This is a genomic window from Xanthomonas floridensis (assembly GCF_001642575.1).
GTDB lineage: Bacteria > Pseudomonadota > Gammaproteobacteria > Xanthomonadales > Xanthomonadaceae > Xanthomonas > Xanthomonas floridensis.
In genome coordinates this window covers 192,006-209,390 of sequence record NZ_LXNG01000023.1, presented here as the reverse complement: position 1 = coordinate 209,390, position 17,385 = coordinate 192,006, and the positions used below count along the sequence as shown (strand labels likewise).

Genomic DNA, 17,385 nt, shown 5'->3' with positions numbered 1-17,385 from the left:
ACAATGGCTACAGAAACCTCCCGGGCCCGCGGCCGGCCGCGCGCATTCGACCCGGATCAAGCGGTCGCCACCGCGCAGCAGCTGTTCCATGCGCGCGGCTACGACGCACTGAGCGTGGCCGACCTCACCCAGGCGCTGGGCATCAACCCGCCCAGTTTCTACGCCGCCTTCGGCAGCAAGGCCGGCCTGTATGCGCGCATCCTCGACCGCTACGCGCAGACCGGGGCCATCCCGCTGCCACAAATTCTGGACACCGCCCGCCCGCTGGCCGATGCCCTGGCCGACGTACTGGAGCAGGCCGCCCGCTGCTACGCCGCAGACCCCGCTGCCACCGGCTGCCTGGTGCTGGAAGGCACGCGCAGCAACGACGCGCATGCGCGCGAGGCGGCCTGCGGCTTCCATGTCGCAGCCCAGGAGTTGATCCGCTCCCACATCGCCCAGCAGCGCCCGCACGACGCCGACCGGCTGGCGGACTTCGTCAGCACCACCATGGCCGGGTTGTCGGCCAGCGCCCGGCATGGGCAGAGCCTGGAGCGTCTGCTGGCGAGTGCGCGCTTGGCGGGAGAGGCGCTTCGGGTGGCGCTGCGCGGATAGGCAGGGTGCGAGCGGGCGGAGGGCTTTCGATGGCGTGAGCGCACCTGCTCGCTAACCGAGGTGCGCTTGCCTCTACCCAGTACGGTCAACGAGATGGTCGTGATCGGCCGTCGCGCAGGCGAAGTCGTTGTCGGATGACTGGTGCGGTAAATCAGGAAAGGACGGGGCAGCGCCTATGGGTCATCCATGTTCTAGGCTGGCTTTAACACAGGCCACTTCGACCTCTTTGTGCAATGCTGGCGAACACATGGAGCCGCACGCAGCGTGTTCGTTGAACGTCCCGAACCATCCGAATTGCTGGTCACCCCGGACAGTCGCGCTGAGTCCATACCAGATGGCGTCTTTGCGGGATGCAGCGTCTATTTCGGTCCCGAAATGAGAGTGTCGCCGAACCGTTTTCGTCTGCGATCAGTCACTTGACCGAGCCTGCTCATACGGCCACAGTCCGGGACGTTCGCCCTCTTCGTTCAAGGATGCCCGTGAAGAAGCTGACGCATTGCATCGTGGCGACCGCGCTGGTGCCCATCATGACGCTTGGGTGTGCACGGCTTTCGATGGAACAGGCTGCCGCAAAACCCCCAAGTGGTGCACAAAAAGCATCGTCTTTTCCTCAGGCGCCTGCTGCCACGCCTTCACCTTGGGTGTCCTTCAAACTGGAACAGCAGATGGGCGCCGTCTGTGTGGACCGTACGCAATCACGGGGCTCCTCGCCTGCGCCTTTGCTAAGGGACGGGTTTTGCAAAGGCCCGGCACCTGCGCACATGGCGGCTGCATTGCTTGCCCTGCCTGCAGATGCGGTCGATGCCTCGCCGCAAGCGCGCGAAGCGGGCCTGCGCGATGCCGTATACGTGGCCGCACCTGGCCTGGGACTGGGCGCTGACTTCACCGTGGTTGCCGGTGATCTGACGATCCGTTCGTTCGAAAGTGCTGATCCCGACAAAACGGTGTACTTGGTCTGGTCGGTGAACTGTGGCGCGGGCGAAGCTGGCCTCGCGTGCCAGTCAGGCAAAGGGCGAAAGGCATATCGCGTCACCAAGGACGGCACCGCACGCGATGTCAGTGCAGCGGTGTTTCCACCAGCGCCTAGCCTCACTGCAGAAGATGTTGCCCGACAAAACGACCACGGCGGCTCGGAGCTTTTTCTGTTCGATGACAAGCTGCCCTTGGCGCCGACAATGCGATGGTTGATGGAATTCGATCCTGACCAGCCGCTGGCCACCGATGACCCAAAGCGAGTCGGGTCTTACGCCCATTTTGGTTTTATTCGGTGGACAGGCGAACGCTTCGAGCTGGTAGAACGAGTCGCTAGAGCGCAGTGGCCGTGTCGCCAGCAGCGCACAGGCGAACCGGCATGTGCGGATTATCCAGATGGTGAGGACCGTTTCGTTTCCAGTTAATACAGCATGGCAACCGATTGCCAAGCGATGACGTGCGGCCTAAGGTGAACGGCTTGCGCACGGGTCGCAGCAGGCCTGAACAGTGGCCCGTGGGGCGGAGCAATACTGATGCAGTGTGATAAAAAAATCAGGTCGATCGTGAGCTAGGCCATCCAGACGGAGCAGAGCATGCATCATCGCCATTTAAACGGACTGGTCGTGGGTGCCGTGCTTAGCGTCGTAGCTGGATGTGTCCAAGACAGCGCCCGCTCGGCAACACGCTCCCCTGCGACCTCACCCGCCGCCGAGAATGTCTATCCCGCAGTGCCCTCGTTCTCTCCAAAGCCTTGGAAGCGCTTCGCGCTGGAGCAAGGCATGGGGGCAGCCTGTTCAACCCGGTCGCAACGAACCTCCTCTGGCCGCAGCGTCCTGTTGCCTGCTGACGAATGTATTGGCCCTGCGCCGCGTCCCCTGGCTGAGGTCATCTTGTCGCTTCCATCGTCTGATCTGGGCGTTGCCACCGAAGCACGCGGCGAGGCCTTGAAGCATGCCGCGTATGTTGCGTCTCCGGGTTTGGGCGCGCGCGCCGATTTCATGTTGGCCGCAGATGCATTCTGGGTGCGCTCGTTCGAGTCGCGCGATTCACGTCATACCGTCTACCTGGTCGGCGGGGTGAGGTGCACCGAACGGGCATTGGACTGCAAGAACTCAAGAGGCGTGCGGGCATTTCGGTATGAAGAGAAAGGCCAGCTGCTGGATGTGAGTGGAGAGGTGTTGCCCCCTGCGCCCGCATTGTCCGAAGACGAGGTCCGGCACTATCAGGCCTATGCGGAGCCGATCCCCTTCCTGGATGTATCGCGCCTGTGGCAAGTTCCCGTGTTGCGCTGGGTCATCGAGTCAGATCCGGATGCCCCGCTTGCCGGTGACCCGCGCTATTACAACGACTGGGCATATCTGCACGTTGGATTTCTGGTTTGGACCGGACAACGCTTTGAGTTGATGGACAAGGTTGATCGCGCGCGATGGCCATGCAGACCTGCGGCCGCGGGAGGGGCTGCTTGTTCGGGTCCACTGGACAACAGGGGCGATCGTTTCGTCACTCCTTAGTCGATGCAGGGAGAGCAAAGATGGCTCGGGTCATAGAGGTCAGTATCAAAGAGCGCGCAGACGAGGTGGTTGCGCTATTCAATGCAAACCGTCCTGCAGATGCGGTGGCATTGCTGGAACGGCATCGACAGGGGCAGCCAGAGGTCGTGCAAGAAAGCATGGATCGCTACGTCAGTATCCAGGCCGAGCGCAGCATCGCCGCCAGTGCAGAACGCGCGCAGGTGCCAGGTCACGCCCCCGGTCGGCCAATTGGTGGGCAGCATGGGAAGGCGCAGCGATGGGCACAGCGAGCGAATGAGCGCCAGCCTGGCCATTTGGCCAAGGAGCAAAGGCTTGCGCGGATCCATCACGTGCTACTGAGCAACCGGACGCCGCGTGCAGCGGCCGGTGCCACCGTGTTAGTGGTACAGGGCGAACCCAGCAACCCGGCCCATCTGCGTGCCAACATGCCCACTGACGTGGCCGTCACTACGCCGGTGGAGCAATCGCTGGCAAAGCTGCAAGAGCTCGCGCGCGTATGTTGGCGCAAGCGCAGAGTCAGGCGCAGGAGAGAGGGGTAGTGCAGGAAGAGGCTGTCAAGCCACGAAGTATTGGGTGAGGTCGTCCGTTCCCACTGTTTGGCTGTAGATCAAGGCTCGGGGGTCGCTTTCGAAAATGCCCGCTTGCAAAAATCAATCGCTCAACCGATATTCCATATTCCGGAATATGGAATAAGGCGGGCTGGGCTGTGGAACTGAAGCCCCAGGATCTAGTGGTGCTGTACAAGCAGGTCGCCCAAGCGGGCCAGGCCTGGACCTATGCATCCCTTGGAGAAGCGCTGGGCATGAGCCCTTCTCAGGTGCATCGCAGCGTCAAGCGCGCGGTGGCATCTGGCTTGGCGCTGGAAAAAAGTCGCGGCGAGTGGGAGACGGTACGCACGGCGCTGCATGAGTTTGCGGTCCACGGCGTGCGTTATGCCTTTCCGGCCGTGATCGGGCCGCTAAGGCGTGGCATTCCTACGGCCTTCGGTGCGCCGCCATTGTCCATTGCCATTGCTAGTTCCCCTGGGGAGGCACCGGTGTGGCCAAGCGCGCAGGGCACGGCCAAAGGCCCCAGCTTGTCGCCGTTGTCGACCGGTGTGCCCAACGCTGCGCTGGCCGACCCTGCCTTGCACCAACTGCTGGCGCTGCAGGACGCCCTGCGCAGCGGGCGTGCCCGCGAGCGCACGCTGGCAGCAAGCTATCTCAAACAATTGCTGAGGCTTGGCGATGCGCTCTGACGATCCTAATTTGCCGCACCTGCTTGTGATTGCGAATGCATTGGGCGAGCTTTGCGACCACGTGGTCTTCCTCGGCGGAGCAGTTGTTGGCCTGCTGGTATCCGATCCATTGGCGGAAAACGTCCGCGCCACCTATGACGTCGATGCGGTGGTCAATCTTGATTGGTCCCGGTTCCGCGGTATCGAGGCGCGTGTGGAGTTGCAGGGCTTCGCGCGCGAGATGCAGAGCGGCGTCGTCTGCCGCTGGGTACACCAAGCGTCGGGCGTCATCTTCGACCTGATGCCGGTGGATGCCGGCGTGCTTGGCTTCTCCAACCGCTGGTACGCCCATGCTGTAGAGACGGCCCAAGTGGTTGCGTTGAGCGATGGCCTGTCCATCCGCTTGGTGACAGCGACAGCATTCGTGGCGACCAAGCTCGAAGCCTTCGTTACCCGAGGCAACAGTGACTTCCTTTCCAGTCACGACCTGGAGGACGTCCTCAATGTCGTCGATGGCCGGGCCGAGCTGGTGGAAGAGTTTGCCGTGGAGCATGCAGACCTTCGGCATTGGGTTGCCGACGTGTTCGTGGGGCTGGTGGATAACCCGGCGTTTGTGAACGCGTTGCCGGGATTGGTCGCCGAACCGGAGCGCGCAAGCGTCGTGCTTCAGCGCCTACGCACCATTGCATCAGCGTAGCCGCGACATCGTCGGCTTAGGTCTGCAAAGAAAACTTGAAGCACCGCCGCTCGCTTGCGATGATGCATCGCAATTGCAACGCACTGGGCCAGCCATGAAATCCGCATCTCTTCCATCGCTCCGGGTAGACCCGGCGCTGCGCGAAGCGGCCGAGGCCGTGTTGCAGGAGGGTGAGACGCTGTCCAGCTTCGTCGAGTACTCCGTGCGTGCCCAGGTGCAGCAGCGCCAGCAGCAGGAAGCCTTCATTGCCCGTGGGCTGGCCTCGCGTGACAGCGCCAAGGCATCCAATCTGTACATCGACGCCAAGGATGTGCTGGCCGGGCTGCAGTCCCAACTGGACAAGGCGCGCAAGGGCTAAGCCAAGGTGGGATTTTCTGTCCGCTTCACTCAGGAGGCGCGCGACGATCTCGCGCGTCTTTACGACTGGCTGCTGCAGCGTGCCGAAGGCGACTTCACCGTGGCCGAGCGCGCGCTGCAGGCCATCGGCGATGGTGTCACCGTGCTTGAACTGGCCCCGTTGAGCTGCCGCAAGGCGGGGTTGGCGGACCCGTTCTTGCGCGAGCTGGTGATCGGCTTCGGTGCCAGCGGCTACGTGCTGCTGTTTGAGGTCGAAAGCGATCAGGTCGTCACCGTTTTAGTAATCAGGCATCAGCGTGAAGACGACTATCATTAAGCACGGCGTTAGCGCCAACGTCGTGCCACAGAGGAAGTAGATGGCCAATATCAGCAGGCGCCGCACGGGGGAACTGACCCGAGCGCTGTTCCATATCCTAAAGACCCAGCCGGAGGGCATGCGCGCCGCAGACGCGCTGGCCGCACTGGAAAAGCAGGTCGTGCTCACCGAGTACGAAGCCGGCGACTACGAAACCGGCGGCCGTCGCTTCGAGAAGATCGTGCGCTTCAGCACCGTGGCGCCGGTCAAGGCCGGCTGGCTGGTCAAGGACAAAGGCATCTGGACCCTCACGCCAGAGGGTGAAGCGGCGCTGGACGCCTACCCGGATCCGGAGCAGTTCATTCGCGCGGTGGGGCAGCTCTACAAGAAGTGGAAGAGCGCCCAGCCCGTCGCCAACGAGGTCGACGATCCCGAAGGCGAGCTCACCGAGGAATCGGCCAGCATCACGCTGGAAGAAGCCGAAGAAATGGCATGGGCCGAGATCGAGGCTTACCTCGCCGCGATGCCGCCGTATGACTTCCAGGAGCTCGTGGCCTCGCTGCTACGGGCGATGGGCTACCACGTCGCCTGGGTCGCACCGCCGGGCAAGGACGGTGGCACCGACATCATTGCCTACAATGACCCACTCGGCACCCACCCGCCGCGCATCAAGGTGCAGGTCAAGCGCAATGCCAACTCACCGCGGATCGATGTGACGGGCCTGCGCAGCTTTATGGCGGTTTTGGGGGATGGGGATGTCGGTTTGTTCATCGCTTTGTCCGGCTTCACCAAGGACGCCGACTACGAAGCGCGGCAGTCGCATCGTCGCATCAATCTGATTGATGCGCGGAAGTTGGTGGAGCTATGGACCACGCACTATTCACAGCTTGAGGACACCGCCAGGGCCCGTCTGCCGCTCAAGCCGGTTTGGTTTCTGGCCGGAAAAGAATAGGTAGGTCCGAGCATCGTGCGCGCCATGCTTGAAACAACCCCTAGCTAAGTGGCTATCGATGCCGAAAAATTACTTTGTGCCGCTGAAGCGGCTCCACTGGCAGGCGTGATGCAGGCCCTCAAGCAGTACGGAACGACGCAGTGACATCCACCGAGCAAAATACCGAACGTTTTCTCGCCATGTTGCAGTCTCTCGGCGGCTCTGCTGGTAACGGCAAGCTGCGAGACGAACTTGGCTGGCAGGAAAGTACGTATCTACGCATCAAACACCTGTTGATCGAGCAAGGCGACATCGTGTCTGGCCGAGGACGCGGCGGTTCCGTCGCGCTTGCTGAGACGGCTGTGATGCACAACAGAGCCAGAAATTCTGGTGCAAAACAGGCAGAAAAAGTAGTGGAAGTTCTTAAGGTAAAGGCAGCCAAGACGCATGCCGAGGCAGACACAACACCGTCGGTGAGGCGCGGCGGCGTAGTCAAAAAGTCTGATTTGTATAGCTCCATCTGGGCCTCCTGCGATGAACTGCGCGGCGGCATGGACGCAAGCCAGTACAAGGACTATGTGCTGTTCATGCTGTTCATCAAGTACATCAGCGACAAGTACGGCAATAGCAAGGACTTCGCTCCACCTGTCGTCATCCCGCCTGGCGCCTCGTTCAAGGACATGGTGGCGCTCAAGGGCAAGGCCGATATCGGCGACAGGATCAACACGCAAGTCATTCAAAAGCTGATCGACGCCAACACCAAGCTGGCGCGCAGCGACTTCCCCGACTTCAACGACCCCAACAAACTTGGCGAGGGCCCGGCCATGGTCGAGCGGTTGGGCAACCTGATCGCCATCTTCGAAAAGCCCGAGCTGAACTTCGCCAACAACCGGGCCGACAACGACGACCTGCTCGGCGATGCGTACGAGTACTTGATGCGCCACTTTGCGCAGGACTCCGGCAAGAGCAAAGGCCAGTTTTACACTCCCTCTGAAGTCAGTAGCATCATCGCCCAGGTGATCGGCATCTCGCATGCCAATAGCCGCGGATCTACGACCGCCTACGATCCAACCTGCGGCTCAGGCTCACTGCTGCTGAAAGTGGCAGCCGAGGCAGGCCGGCAAATCACGCTGGAAGGACAGGAAAAGGACGTGACCACTGCCGGCCTGGCGCGGATGAATATGATCCTGCACCACTTCCCCAGTGCCACCATCCTTGGCGGGGACACGCTGTCCAACCCCAGGTTCAAGGATGGCGAGCAGCTGCGTAGCTACGACTATGTGGTCGCCAACCCGCCGTTCTCGGACAAGAAGTGGTCCACCGGGCTGACACCCGCCAACGATCCTTATCAACGTTTTGCCTGGGGCGCACCGCCGGACAAGCAGGGCGACTACGCCTATTTGCTGCACGTCATCCGCAGCATGAAGGCAACTACCGGCAAGGGCGCCATCATCCTGCCGCACGGCGTGCTGTTTCGTGGCAATGCGGAAGGCGTCATTCGCAAAAACCTTGTGCGCTCAGGTGTGCTCAAGGGCATCATCGGCCTGCCGGCCAATCTGTTCTACGGCACCGGCATCCCCGCCTGCATCCTGGTGCTGGATAAGGAAAACGCTGGCGCCCGCAAGGGCATCTTCATGATCGACGCCAGCAAAGGCTTCATCAAGGACGGTCCCAAGAACCGCCTGCGTGAGCAGGACATCCATCGCATCGTTGATACCTTCCGCCGTGGCGCGGATGTGCCGCGCTATGCCCGGATGGTGCCGTTGGGGGAAGTCTCCAGCGACAGGAATAGCTACAACCTCAATCTGCCGCGCTACATCGATAGCAGTGAGCCAGAAGACCTGCACGACATCGATGCCCACCTCAACGGCGGCATCCCCGAACGCGATATCGATGCCTTTGCTGCTGACTGGCAGGAAATGCCAGCCCTGCGCGAGACACTGTTCGAGACCGAACGCCCTGGCTATGCGCGGCTGCGTCAGCCTGTTGCAGACGTGCGCTCGATCATCCAGAACCACCCGCAGTTCCGGCAATTCCGCAGCAAAGTCGAGACCCTTTTCGGCAAGTGGCGGCAGGCCGTCTCGCCGCTACTCACCGGCATCCAGCCGGGCGACAAACCCAAGGCGTTGATCTCGCAGATCTCCGAAACCCTGCTCGCGACCTTCCACGCCGCACCCCTGCTTGACCATTACGACATCTACCAGCACCTAATGGACTACTGGGCGGAAGTGATGCAGGACGACGCCTATCTGATTGCCGCCGATGGCTGGGTGGCCCAGCCTCGGCGCATCGTGGAAATCGACAAGAAAGGCAAACCCAAGGACAAGGGCTGGATCTGCGATCTGTTGCCCAAGTCCTATATCGTTGCCCGCTACTTCGCCACCGAGCAGGCCGAGCTGGAGGCCAAACAAGCCGAGCTTGATAGCGTTGCTAGCCAGCTCGCCGAGTTGCAGGAAGAACACAGTGGCGAAGATGGTGCCTTCGCAGGCTTCGACAAGATCAACGCCGCGCAAGTGAAAGACCGTATCGCCGAGATTGGCGACGACGCCGACAGCGCTGACGAACGCGCCGTGCTCCAGCAGTGGCAGCAACTCAGCGCCCGCGAAGCCGCGCTGAAAAAGACAGTCAAAACGCTTGAATGGGAACTCGACGAACAAGCCTACGAGCACTACGCCAGCCTCGGCGAAGCAGAGGTGAAAACGCTGGTGGTGCAAGACAAATGGCTGGCCCACCTGCAAGCCAAGGTGCAACAAGAGTTGGAACGCATCTCGCAAACCCTCGCCCAGCGCATCCGCGAACTGGCCGAACGCTACGACACCCCGTTGCCCAAGCTGGAAGATGAGGTGGCCGCCCTGAGTGCCAAGGTGGAAGCGCACCTGAAGAAGATGGGGGCGGTATGGAAGTAAAGCCGGGGTACAAGCAGACGGACGTGGGCGTGATTCCGGAGGATTGGGAGGTTAAGCCACTGAGTATTGTTCTTGCAAAAGTTCGACTAGGCGGAAACTATTCAAACCAGAGCGCCGAAACTCAGTTTCCGCTAATGAAGATGGGTAATCTCGCTCGGGGTAGTTTCGATACATCCAAGATTGAGTACATTGCGCCTAATATCCAGCCTGAGGATGTGCATAGACTTTCTTTTGGGGATGTTATTTTCAATACGAGGAACACGCTTGAACTCGTGGGGAAGGTTGCGATGTGGCGTGATGAACTTCCCGTCGCTTATTACAATTCCAACTTGATGAAATTGGAATTCAATGCTGCTGAAATATGCTCCAATGAGTATGGAAATTCAGCATTAAACACAAATAGGTCTGTTGCGAAACTCCGAGCGCTTGCCACAGGGACTACGAGTGTCGCAGCCATTTACACGCGCGACCTTCTGAAAATGAATTTTATTGTTCCTCCTCTCCCCGAGCAGCGTGCCATTGCCAACGTTCTGAGTGATGTGGGTGCGCTGCTGGACGGTCTGGATCGCCTGATCGCCAAAAAACGCGCCATCAAACAGGCCGCCATGCAGCAGCTTCTTACTGGAAATACCCGTCTGCCGGGGTTTACTGGTAAGTGGGAGGTTAAGCGGCTAGGAAGTTTGGCAGAAATGGGTAGTGGCGGTACGCCGCTTTCCTCTGTTCCCGCATATTACGGTGGTGACATTCCTTGGGTTTCGATTTCAGACATGACAAAAGAAGGGGGTGTCATCAGTAGTACCGAGAGGAATTTGACGGCGCTTGGTCTTGCTAATTCCGCCGCGCAAATATTCCCGGTTAACACGGTGCTATATGCAATGTATGCGTCGTTGGGGGAATGCAGTATCGCGGGAATCTCCGTTTGTACCAGTCAGGCAATTCTTGGGATTGTGGTAAAAAGCGATCTTGATTTTTTATTTCTCTACCATTACCTCACTTCATTAAAATCGTTCATAAAAAATTTGGGGCAACAAGGAACTCAATCTAACTTGAACAAAGGTATGGTTCAGGATTTTCGTATCAATGTTCCGGCAATTGCAGAGCAAACCGCTATTGCCGAAGTCCTTAGCGACATGGATGCCGAAATTGCCGCCCTTGAAACCCGCCGCATCAAGGCCCGCGCCCTCAAGCAGGCCATGATGCAGGAGTTGCTGACTGGCAGGACGCGGCTGGTTTGAGCATGCTGAATGTCCCGACGCTGTTCCATAAGGAAAACAACGGATCACGTGCGAGATGGAAATTTGATGACTGACCAACCCTCTTCCCTCAGCCCCGCTCCGCAGGGTTACGCCGACTGGCTGGCCGAGCTCAAGGGACGCATCCACGGCGCCCAGCAACGTGCGGCACTGGCGGTCAATCGGGAGCTGGTGGGGCTGTACTGGCAAATCGGCCGCGACATTTTGGCGCGGCAGGCCGAGCAGGGTTGGGGTGCGAAGGTGATCGAGCGGCTCGCGCATGACCTACGCGCCGCCTTCCCTGAGATGAAGGGCTTTTCGCCGCGCAACCTCAAGTACATGCGGGCGTTTGCCGAGGCTTGGCCGGACGAATCATTTGTGCAAGCGGTGCTTGCACAATTGCCCTGGTATCACCAGCTGGCCCTGCTGGACAAGCTGCCCGGGCCTGAAACCCGCCGCTGGTATGCCGCAAAGGCCATCCAGCACAATTGGTCACGCAACGTGTTGGTGCTGCAGATCGAGTCCGGCCTGTTGGAGCGTAGCGGTTCGGCCGTGACGAACTTCCCGGCCACCTTGCCCGCCCCGCAGTCCGACCTGGCCATGGAGTCGTTGAAAGACCCCTACCGCTTCGATTTCCTCTGCCTTGGAGAGCAAGCGCAGGAACGCGAGATCGAGGGCGCGCTGGTGCAGCACGTGACCGATTTCCTGCTGGAACTGGGCGCGGGCTTTGCCTTTGTGGGGCGGCAGGTGTTGCTGGACGTGGGCGGCGAGGAGTTCTTCATCGACCTGCTGTTCTATCACCTCAAGCTGCGCTGCTACGTAGTAATCGAACTCAAGGCAGGCAAGTTCAAGCCCGAGCACCTGGGGCAACTGGGCTTTTATCTGACGGCGGTAGATCGGCAGCTGAAGCACGTGCAAGACAACCCAAGCATCGGCCTGCTGCTGTGCAAGAGCAAGAACAAGGTGGTGGCCGAATACGCGCTGGGGGACAAGTCCCAGCCGATGGGCATTGCCGAATACAAGCTAGTGGAATCTCTGCCGCAAGAGCTGCAAACCAGCCTGCCGAGCATCGAGCAGATCGAGCGGGAGCTGGCTAACGCTGTCAATGAACGCACCAAGGAATGATGCAATGACCCAAAGCATGCCGCGCTCCGAGCGCAACTCACAAAACCGCGTAGCGCGCCTATTCGCTGACCCCGTAGACAAGGGCGGTCTGGGTTACGAGCACCTTGGCAATTGGAGCAAGCGCGAGAACAATCGGGCCATTGAAGTCGATCTGTTACGCGCCAATCTGGCAGCGCGTGGTTACGCGCCTGCCCATATCAGCGCCGCACTGCAAAAGCTGGAAGTTGCGGTGGATGTCACCGGCATCACGCCCTATCAGGCCAACCTGCGCACCTACCAATTGCTGCGCTATGGCGTGCCGGTGCAGATTGCGGCCGGCAAATCGCACGAGACGGTACAGCTAATCGACTGGGCCCAGCCGCAGCGAAATCAGTTTGCCCTTGCCGAAGAAGTGACGCTGAGAGGCGGCAGCACACGTCGGCCAGACATCGTGCTGTATATCAACGGTCTGGCGGTGGCAGTGATTGAGCTCAAGCGCAGCTCGGTGGATCTGGGCGACGGCATTCGCCAGCTGCGCAGCAATCAGGAGGAGGCGTTCAACCAAGGCTTCTTCAGTACGGTGCAGGTGTTGCTGGCCGGGAGCGACGCGCAGGGGCTGCGCTATGGCACCACCGGCACCCCGGAGCAGTTCTTCGTGCAGTGGAAAGACGAACAACCATTGGCTGCAGTAGCGGCAGGCGCCTTGTTGGATCGTCCACTGGCACAGATGTGTAGCAAGGTGCAGTTGCTGGACTTGATCCGCAACTTCGTGATCTTCGACGCAGGCTTCAAGAAAGTGCCCAGGCAGCACCAGTACCAGGGCATCAAGGCGGCCCAGGCGCGCATTGCCCAACGCGAGGGGGGTGTGATCTGGCACACCCAAGGCAGTGGCAAAAGCATCTTGATGGTGCTGCTGGCCAAGTGGCTGCTGGAGCATGACCCACAGGCGCGCGTGTTGGTGGTCACTGACCGCGACGAACTGGACAAGCAGATCGAAGGTGTCATGCGCAATGCCGGTGTGATCGGTGCGGACTCCGCTTCGCCGCGCATTACCTCCCGAGCGGACTTTGTGCGAAAACTGAGTGCTGCCGCTCCCCGCTTGCTTTGCGCGCTGATCCACAAGTTCGATGCTGCGGACCTCAAGGGCGAGCCGCCACCGATCCATGGGCGCTTCTACGTGTTTGTTGACGAATGCCACCGCACTCAGGGTGGCAACATGAACAAGCAGATGAAGCGCTGGCTGGACGATGCGATTTTCATCGGCTTTACTGGTACGCCGCTGCTGCGCAAGGACAGGCAAACCACTCGCGATGTGTTCGGGACCTACATCCATACCTACAAGTTTCACCAGGCAGTGGCAGACAAGGTGGTGTTGGACCTGAAGTACGAGGCGCGCGATGTGCCGCAGCGGTTGACCTCGCGTGCGGCCATCGATGCCTGGTTCGAAAAGAAAACGCGAGGGTTGAACAACTTTCAGAAATCCATCCTGCGCAAGCGCTGGGCAACGATGGAAGAGTTGATGAGCGGTAAAGAGCGCAAGGACCGCATCGTTGCCAACATTATCGAGGATTTCAGTCTCAAGCCCCGCCTGGACAACGATCGTGGTACGGCGATTCTGGTGGCTGCGTCGATCTACGACGCATGCCATTATTTTCGGCTTTTCCAGAACACACATTTTAGCCCGCATGTGGGTGTCATCACATCGTTTGAGCCCAATCCGGCGGCGATCTCGAAAGCGTCATCGGGCAGCGATGAGCGCTACAAGTACGACACCTATAAGCAGCATGTGCTGCGCGCCGGCCAAACAACCAAGCAGTACGAAGACGAAACCAAGCGCCGCTTCATTGAAGAGCCGGTCAGCATGAAACTGCTGATTGTGGTCAGCAAGCTGTTAACAGGGTTCGATGCGCCCAGTTGCACTTACATCTACCTGGACAACGAGCTGCATGACCACAACCTGTTTCAAGCCATTTGTCGCACCAATCGTCTCGACGGCGAGGACAAGGACTATGGCTACATCGTCGATTACAAAAAGCTGTTCGATGATGTGCAGCAGGCCATTGCGGTGTATAGCTCCGACGCGTTGGACATCGACGCCGGTAACGGTGGCGACAACAACATCCAGCTAAAGAATTGGCTGGGCGAAGGTCGTAAACAGTTGGACGAGGCACGCGAGGCGTTGCACTACTTGTGCGAGCCGGTCGAGCACCCTCGTGAAGTGGAGCAGTTCATCCACTACTTTTGCGGCCATGCGGGTGATCCGGAGGCGCTACTGGAGAGTGAGGCGCTACGTATTGCCTTCTACAAAGCGGTAGCGACCTATCTGCGCGCCTTTGCCGCAATTGCCCAGGACTTGGCCGAGGCGGGTTATTCCAATGGCGAGGCCGACACCTTGCGGCGAGAAACCGAGTTCTATGCCGAGGTTAGGTCTGCCATCAAGCATTGCAGTTGTGAGGAGCTGGATATCAAACCCTTTGAGGCTGATATGCGACATCTCATCAACACCTATGTCCATGCCGAACCGGCACAAGCATTGGGGCAACTAGCCGAGCTGTCGCTGACTGAGCTGATCATCAAAACCGGCGTCCACGACGCTATCGCCAAAAAGCTCAACGAGAAGGGCAAGCTCTCAAAGAATGCCATTGCGGAAACCATCATCAACAATGTCCGCAAGACCATTATCCGCGACCGCCTGACTGATCCGCGGTTTTACGAGCAGATGTCCAAGCTGCTCGATGATTTGATCCAACAAAGCCGCGAAAGCACCGAGGCCTACGAAGCATTTCTGAAGAAGGCAGAGGCGTTGGTGATGACCTGGCATGAGAGACAGCACGATAGTGATGAACCCAGCATGCTGCGTGGCAATGCCGGCGCGCTGGTGATTTATCGCAATCTGCCGGACATCATTTCTGATGATGCTCAAGCTGCACATGGCGCCATCCAGGAGCCGGAAGTGAATTACGGCAACCGGCTGGCCTTCCTGGCACTCAACATCGATCGCCTGATGCGTGACGAGGCTCCGGCAGGATGGCGAGGAGATGAAGCAAAGGAACGCATTGTGCAAAATGTCCTGTATCCGCTGACGGGCCGCAATCGCGAGGCCACGCTCAAGCTGTTCGAACTGCTGAAGAGTCAGTCGGTCTACTGATGAAACAGACGCACATCCGCCTGGGCGAGCTGGACATTGCGGTTACCTTCAAGGCTGTGAAGAACGTCCACCTTTCCGTTCACCCGCCGCAAGGCGAGGTGACGCTGGTGGCGCCGACTGGCACACGGCTTGAAGTGGCACGCGCTTATGCGATTTCAAAGTTGCGTTGGATTCGCCAACAGCAGGTGCAATTGCTGGAGCAGGTTCGTGAAACACCCAGGCAGTTTGTCACCCGCGAGAGTCACTACATCTGGGGGCGACGCTATCTGCTTGCTGTGGTGGAGCGCGATACTCCGCCCGCCGTCAAGATGGACCACCGGCGCATCACACTGAGTGTACGTCCCGGCACCGATGCAGGCAGGCGCGAGGCCATCTATCAACGTTGGCAGCGGTCGTTGTTGCATGAAGCAATCCAGGCGTTGATCGCTCACTGGGAAGGCCGTATCGGGGTAAAGGTGGAAGGTTATTTTCTCCAGCGCATGAAAACCAAGTGGGGGAGTTGCAATCACCTACGCGCCCACATCCGGCTCAATACAGAGCTGGTCAAGAAGCCGCGTGACTTGCTCGAATACGTGATTGTGCATGAGATGATTCATCTGCTTGAGCCAACGCACAATGCGCGCTTCGTCGCCTTGCTGGACAAGCACTACGCTGGATGGCGAGACGCGAGAGCTGAGCTCAACGCCTTGCCCCTGGCGACATAGCCGACAGGTATCGCCCTGCTCGCACTGCGGCGATTCGAGTGCGGCTGCTAGCCAAGTCTAGAAGGCTGCAGGCTCTCCGCTCCAACGCATGCCTTGGGGTTGACGCTGGATTTGATGAGTAGCATGCTCATGCTACGGAGCCTCGAAACTCCGCAGACAGCGGTACCCACCTCCGACAAACCGGTGGATTTTTTGTGCCTGCATATTTTGTGGGCGCAGCCGACGTGATGCTCTGCGTCGGGAGGGCGGCTAATACAACACCCGCAAGGGGAATATGCCCGCCGGCTGTCTGCGGTTTCGAGCCTCCCGACTTCCCGTCCGTCGCCTTGCGGCGGGCGGGCTGATTCCATGGAATGAGGAGCAGGCCATGTCGGACGTTGTACGCGATGTGCAGTCACACCCGGGCTACTACCTGCCAGACGGCGCGCAGTACCGCTTGCAGCAACTGCGCGACCACATGCGCTTTTTGGCGCGCTTGGCGCAGCCGCGCACGCAGGCCGAAGAGCAGTTGCGGCAGCCGGCCATCTGCATGGATGAGTTGGCGTTTTGCCTGCAGCTGCTGGCCGAACAGGTGAATCAGGTGCTGAGCGGTGTGGAGCGCCCCTCCATGCCCGGTTCCCAGCCATCACTGTGAGGCGTGGCCGCCACGTGGTTGGATGAGCCGATTCGATGTGCTGCTCGGGCATGTGTGCCCTGAAACCGCAACGTCGGGCAACTACGTGGGCCAGACCGTGCGCGTCGATAGCTTTGGCGCAAAGGCCTCATTTTCCAGCAGTGACGTAGCGATCATCCTTGATGCATTCCGACGGTCTGTCCGTACATGGCCATAGGCGTGCAGGCACGGTGTCGCGGTTCTCGAAGTGGTCGCCGTCCCAGAGGAAAAAGCCGGCATGCACCAGCATGCCGCGATCGAAGGCGCGGGGCGCGTCTTCTGCTAGCGGTTGCTCCGGGTCGAGCTCCATGATCCAACGACCGACGGGGACTTGATCCAGGCGGGAGTCGTCCAGAAACGCGTCGCCTGCCCCTGCTGCTTGATAGCGGTCATAGAGTTCGGAGCCTAGCGCTTCTTTGGGCTGTCGAATGGATGCGGTCACGTCTTCCACCTTGCCGTCGACGATACGATAGGCGCGCAATCCAGTGCCTAGTCCCTTTCTGCCTGACTTTGCGCACTCCCGCTTTGCCGCCTCTGTCGTGTCATCAGAGGGGAGGCCTACAAGTTGGCTGCAGGCCGCGCTGATATGGACGAGATAGCCTGCAATATCTGGAGATTGGCCCCGAAATGTCCGCACCCATAAGGCGTAGTCTGCCCCGGAGCTGCGGATACTGGTAATCCGGAATTCAGGCGGCGAGGAACCGCGGGAGACTTCGACCACATAGCCTTCGCGCCCCAATATCTGCTTCAGCAATGGTCGCGGTACCTGGAGTGGTGCCATTGGCAACGATAGCAGCGCAGTTGCCACCTCTGCCGGGATGGCGCGATAACGTCCGTTGGGTGCGTCTCGATTGTTGAGGTCTCCGACGCCTGGCAACCCCGGCGCCAGTTCGATGGTAGTGCCCGCCGTCTTGTTCTGATCTGAATGTGTCGCCTCAGGCGCTGGCGCTTCTTTGGGCGTCGTCGCAGGTGCTTGCTGAGAACAGCCAGCCAGTGTGAAAAATGCGAGAGCTGCGAGTATTGGAAGGCAAAGGTTGCTTTGCAT

At 59.7% G+C, this 17,385-nt stretch carries 17 protein-coding genes; 15 read left to right on the top strand and 2 right to left on the bottom strand.

What is annotated here, in order from left to right; genetic code table 11:
• Positions 1-3: 3 nt before the first annotated feature.
• From A7D17_RS14475 to A7D17_RS14465, 3 genes are all read left to right on the top strand, one after another.
• A complete protein-coding gene (locus tag A7D17_RS14475; protein WP_064509711.1) occupies positions 4-594 on the top strand; it encodes a TetR/AcrR family transcriptional regulator in 591 nt (196 codons plus the stop codon).
• Between the two features lie 479 nt (positions 595-1,073).
• Positions 1,074-1,991 carry a hypothetical protein gene (locus tag A7D17_RS22965; protein WP_239692200.1) on the top strand — a complete coding sequence of 306 codons (918 nt, stop codon included), beginning with the start codon at positions 1,074-1,076 and terminating at the stop codon, positions 1,989-1,991.
• Between the two features lie 465 nt (positions 1,992-2,456).
• Positions 2,457-3,077: a PH domain-containing protein gene (locus A7D17_RS14465; RefSeq protein ID WP_239692199.1), complete on the top strand. Its 621-nt coding sequence runs from the start codon at positions 2,457-2,459 to the stop codon at positions 3,075-3,077.
• Positions 3,078-3,151: 74 nt separating this feature from the next.
• Here the strand turns inward: A7D17_RS14465 and A7D17_RS25120 are convergent, their stop codons facing one another.
• Complete coding sequence (locus A7D17_RS25120) at positions 3,152-3,424, bottom strand: hypothetical protein (protein ID WP_064509709.1); 273 nt, start codon at positions 3,422-3,424, stop codon at positions 3,152-3,154.
• A 3-nt stretch (positions 3,425-3,427) separates the two neighbouring features.
• Between A7D17_RS25120 and A7D17_RS25115 the strand changes: the two genes are divergently transcribed.
• From A7D17_RS25115 to A7D17_RS14405, 12 genes are all read left to right on the top strand, one after another.
• Positions 3,428-3,637, top strand: coding sequence for an XVIPCD domain-containing protein (locus A7D17_RS25115; RefSeq protein WP_323208750.1), 210 nt, complete (start codon positions 3,428-3,430; stop codon positions 3,635-3,637).
• Positions 3,638-3,804: 167 nt separating this feature from the next.
• Positions 3,805-4,335: a hypothetical protein gene (locus A7D17_RS14455; protein ID WP_064509708.1), complete on the top strand. Its 531-nt coding sequence runs from the start codon at positions 3,805-3,807 to the stop codon at positions 4,333-4,335.
• The gene (locus A7D17_RS14450; protein WP_064509707.1) at positions 4,325-5,011 is read left to right on the top strand and encodes a hypothetical protein; all 687 of its coding nucleotides are present in this window, start codon (positions 4,325-4,327) and stop codon (positions 5,009-5,011) included. The genes A7D17_RS14455 and A7D17_RS14450 overlap by 11 nt, the downstream gene beginning before the upstream one ends.
• Positions 5,012-5,105: 94 nt before the next feature.
• Positions 5,106-5,369: a YlcI/YnfO family protein gene (locus tag A7D17_RS14445; RefSeq protein WP_064509706.1), complete on the top strand. Its 264-nt coding sequence runs from the start codon at positions 5,106-5,108 to the stop codon at positions 5,367-5,369.
• Between the two features lie 6 nt (positions 5,370-5,375).
• On the top strand, positions 5,376-5,684 hold the full coding sequence (locus tag A7D17_RS14440; protein ID WP_064509705.1) for a type II toxin-antitoxin system RelE/ParE family toxin: 309 nt from the start codon (positions 5,376-5,378) through the stop codon (positions 5,682-5,684).
• A 40-nt stretch (positions 5,685-5,724) separates the two neighbouring features.
• Positions 5,725-6,615 (top strand): restriction endonuclease, encoded by an 891-nt coding sequence (locus A7D17_RS14435; RefSeq protein ID WP_064509704.1) that lies wholly within the window; start codon positions 5,725-5,727, stop codon positions 6,613-6,615.
• A 140-nt stretch (positions 6,616-6,755) separates the two neighbouring features.
• Positions 6,756-9,500 carry an N-6 DNA methylase gene (locus tag A7D17_RS14430; RefSeq protein ID WP_204377358.1) on the top strand — a complete coding sequence of 915 codons (2,745 nt, stop codon included), beginning with the start codon at positions 6,756-6,758 and terminating at the stop codon, positions 9,498-9,500.
• Positions 9,491-10,735 (top strand): restriction endonuclease subunit S, encoded by a 1,245-nt coding sequence (locus A7D17_RS14425; RefSeq protein WP_082861994.1) that lies wholly within the window; start codon positions 9,491-9,493, stop codon positions 10,733-10,735. The genes A7D17_RS14430 and A7D17_RS14425 overlap by 10 nt, the downstream gene beginning before the upstream one ends.
• 66 nt (positions 10,736-10,801) lie before the next feature.
• A complete protein-coding gene (locus tag A7D17_RS14420; RefSeq protein ID WP_064509701.1) occupies positions 10,802-11,857 on the top strand; it encodes a PDDEXK nuclease domain-containing protein in 1,056 nt (351 codons plus the stop codon).
• A gap of 4 nt (positions 11,858-11,861) precedes the next feature.
• Complete coding sequence (locus tag A7D17_RS14415; RefSeq protein WP_064509700.1) at positions 11,862-14,984, top strand: type I restriction endonuclease subunit R; 3,123 nt, start codon at positions 11,862-11,864, stop codon at positions 14,982-14,984.
• On the top strand, positions 14,984-15,688 hold the full coding sequence (locus tag A7D17_RS14410) for a M48 family metallopeptidase (RefSeq protein ID WP_064509699.1): 705 nt from the start codon (positions 14,984-14,986) through the stop codon (positions 15,686-15,688). Before A7D17_RS14415 ends, A7D17_RS14410 begins: the two co-directional genes overlap by 1 nt.
• 367 nt (positions 15,689-16,055) lie before the next feature.
• Positions 16,056-16,322, top strand: coding sequence for an XAC0095 family protein (locus A7D17_RS14405; RefSeq protein ID WP_064509698.1), 267 nt, complete (start codon positions 16,056-16,058; stop codon positions 16,320-16,322).
• A gap of 127 nt (positions 16,323-16,449) precedes the next feature.
• Here the strand turns inward: A7D17_RS14405 and A7D17_RS24145 are convergent, their stop codons facing one another.
• Positions 16,450-17,385, bottom strand: a complete 936-nt coding sequence (locus A7D17_RS24145) for a hypothetical protein (protein ID WP_153041952.1) — start codon at positions 17,383-17,385, stop codon at positions 16,450-16,452.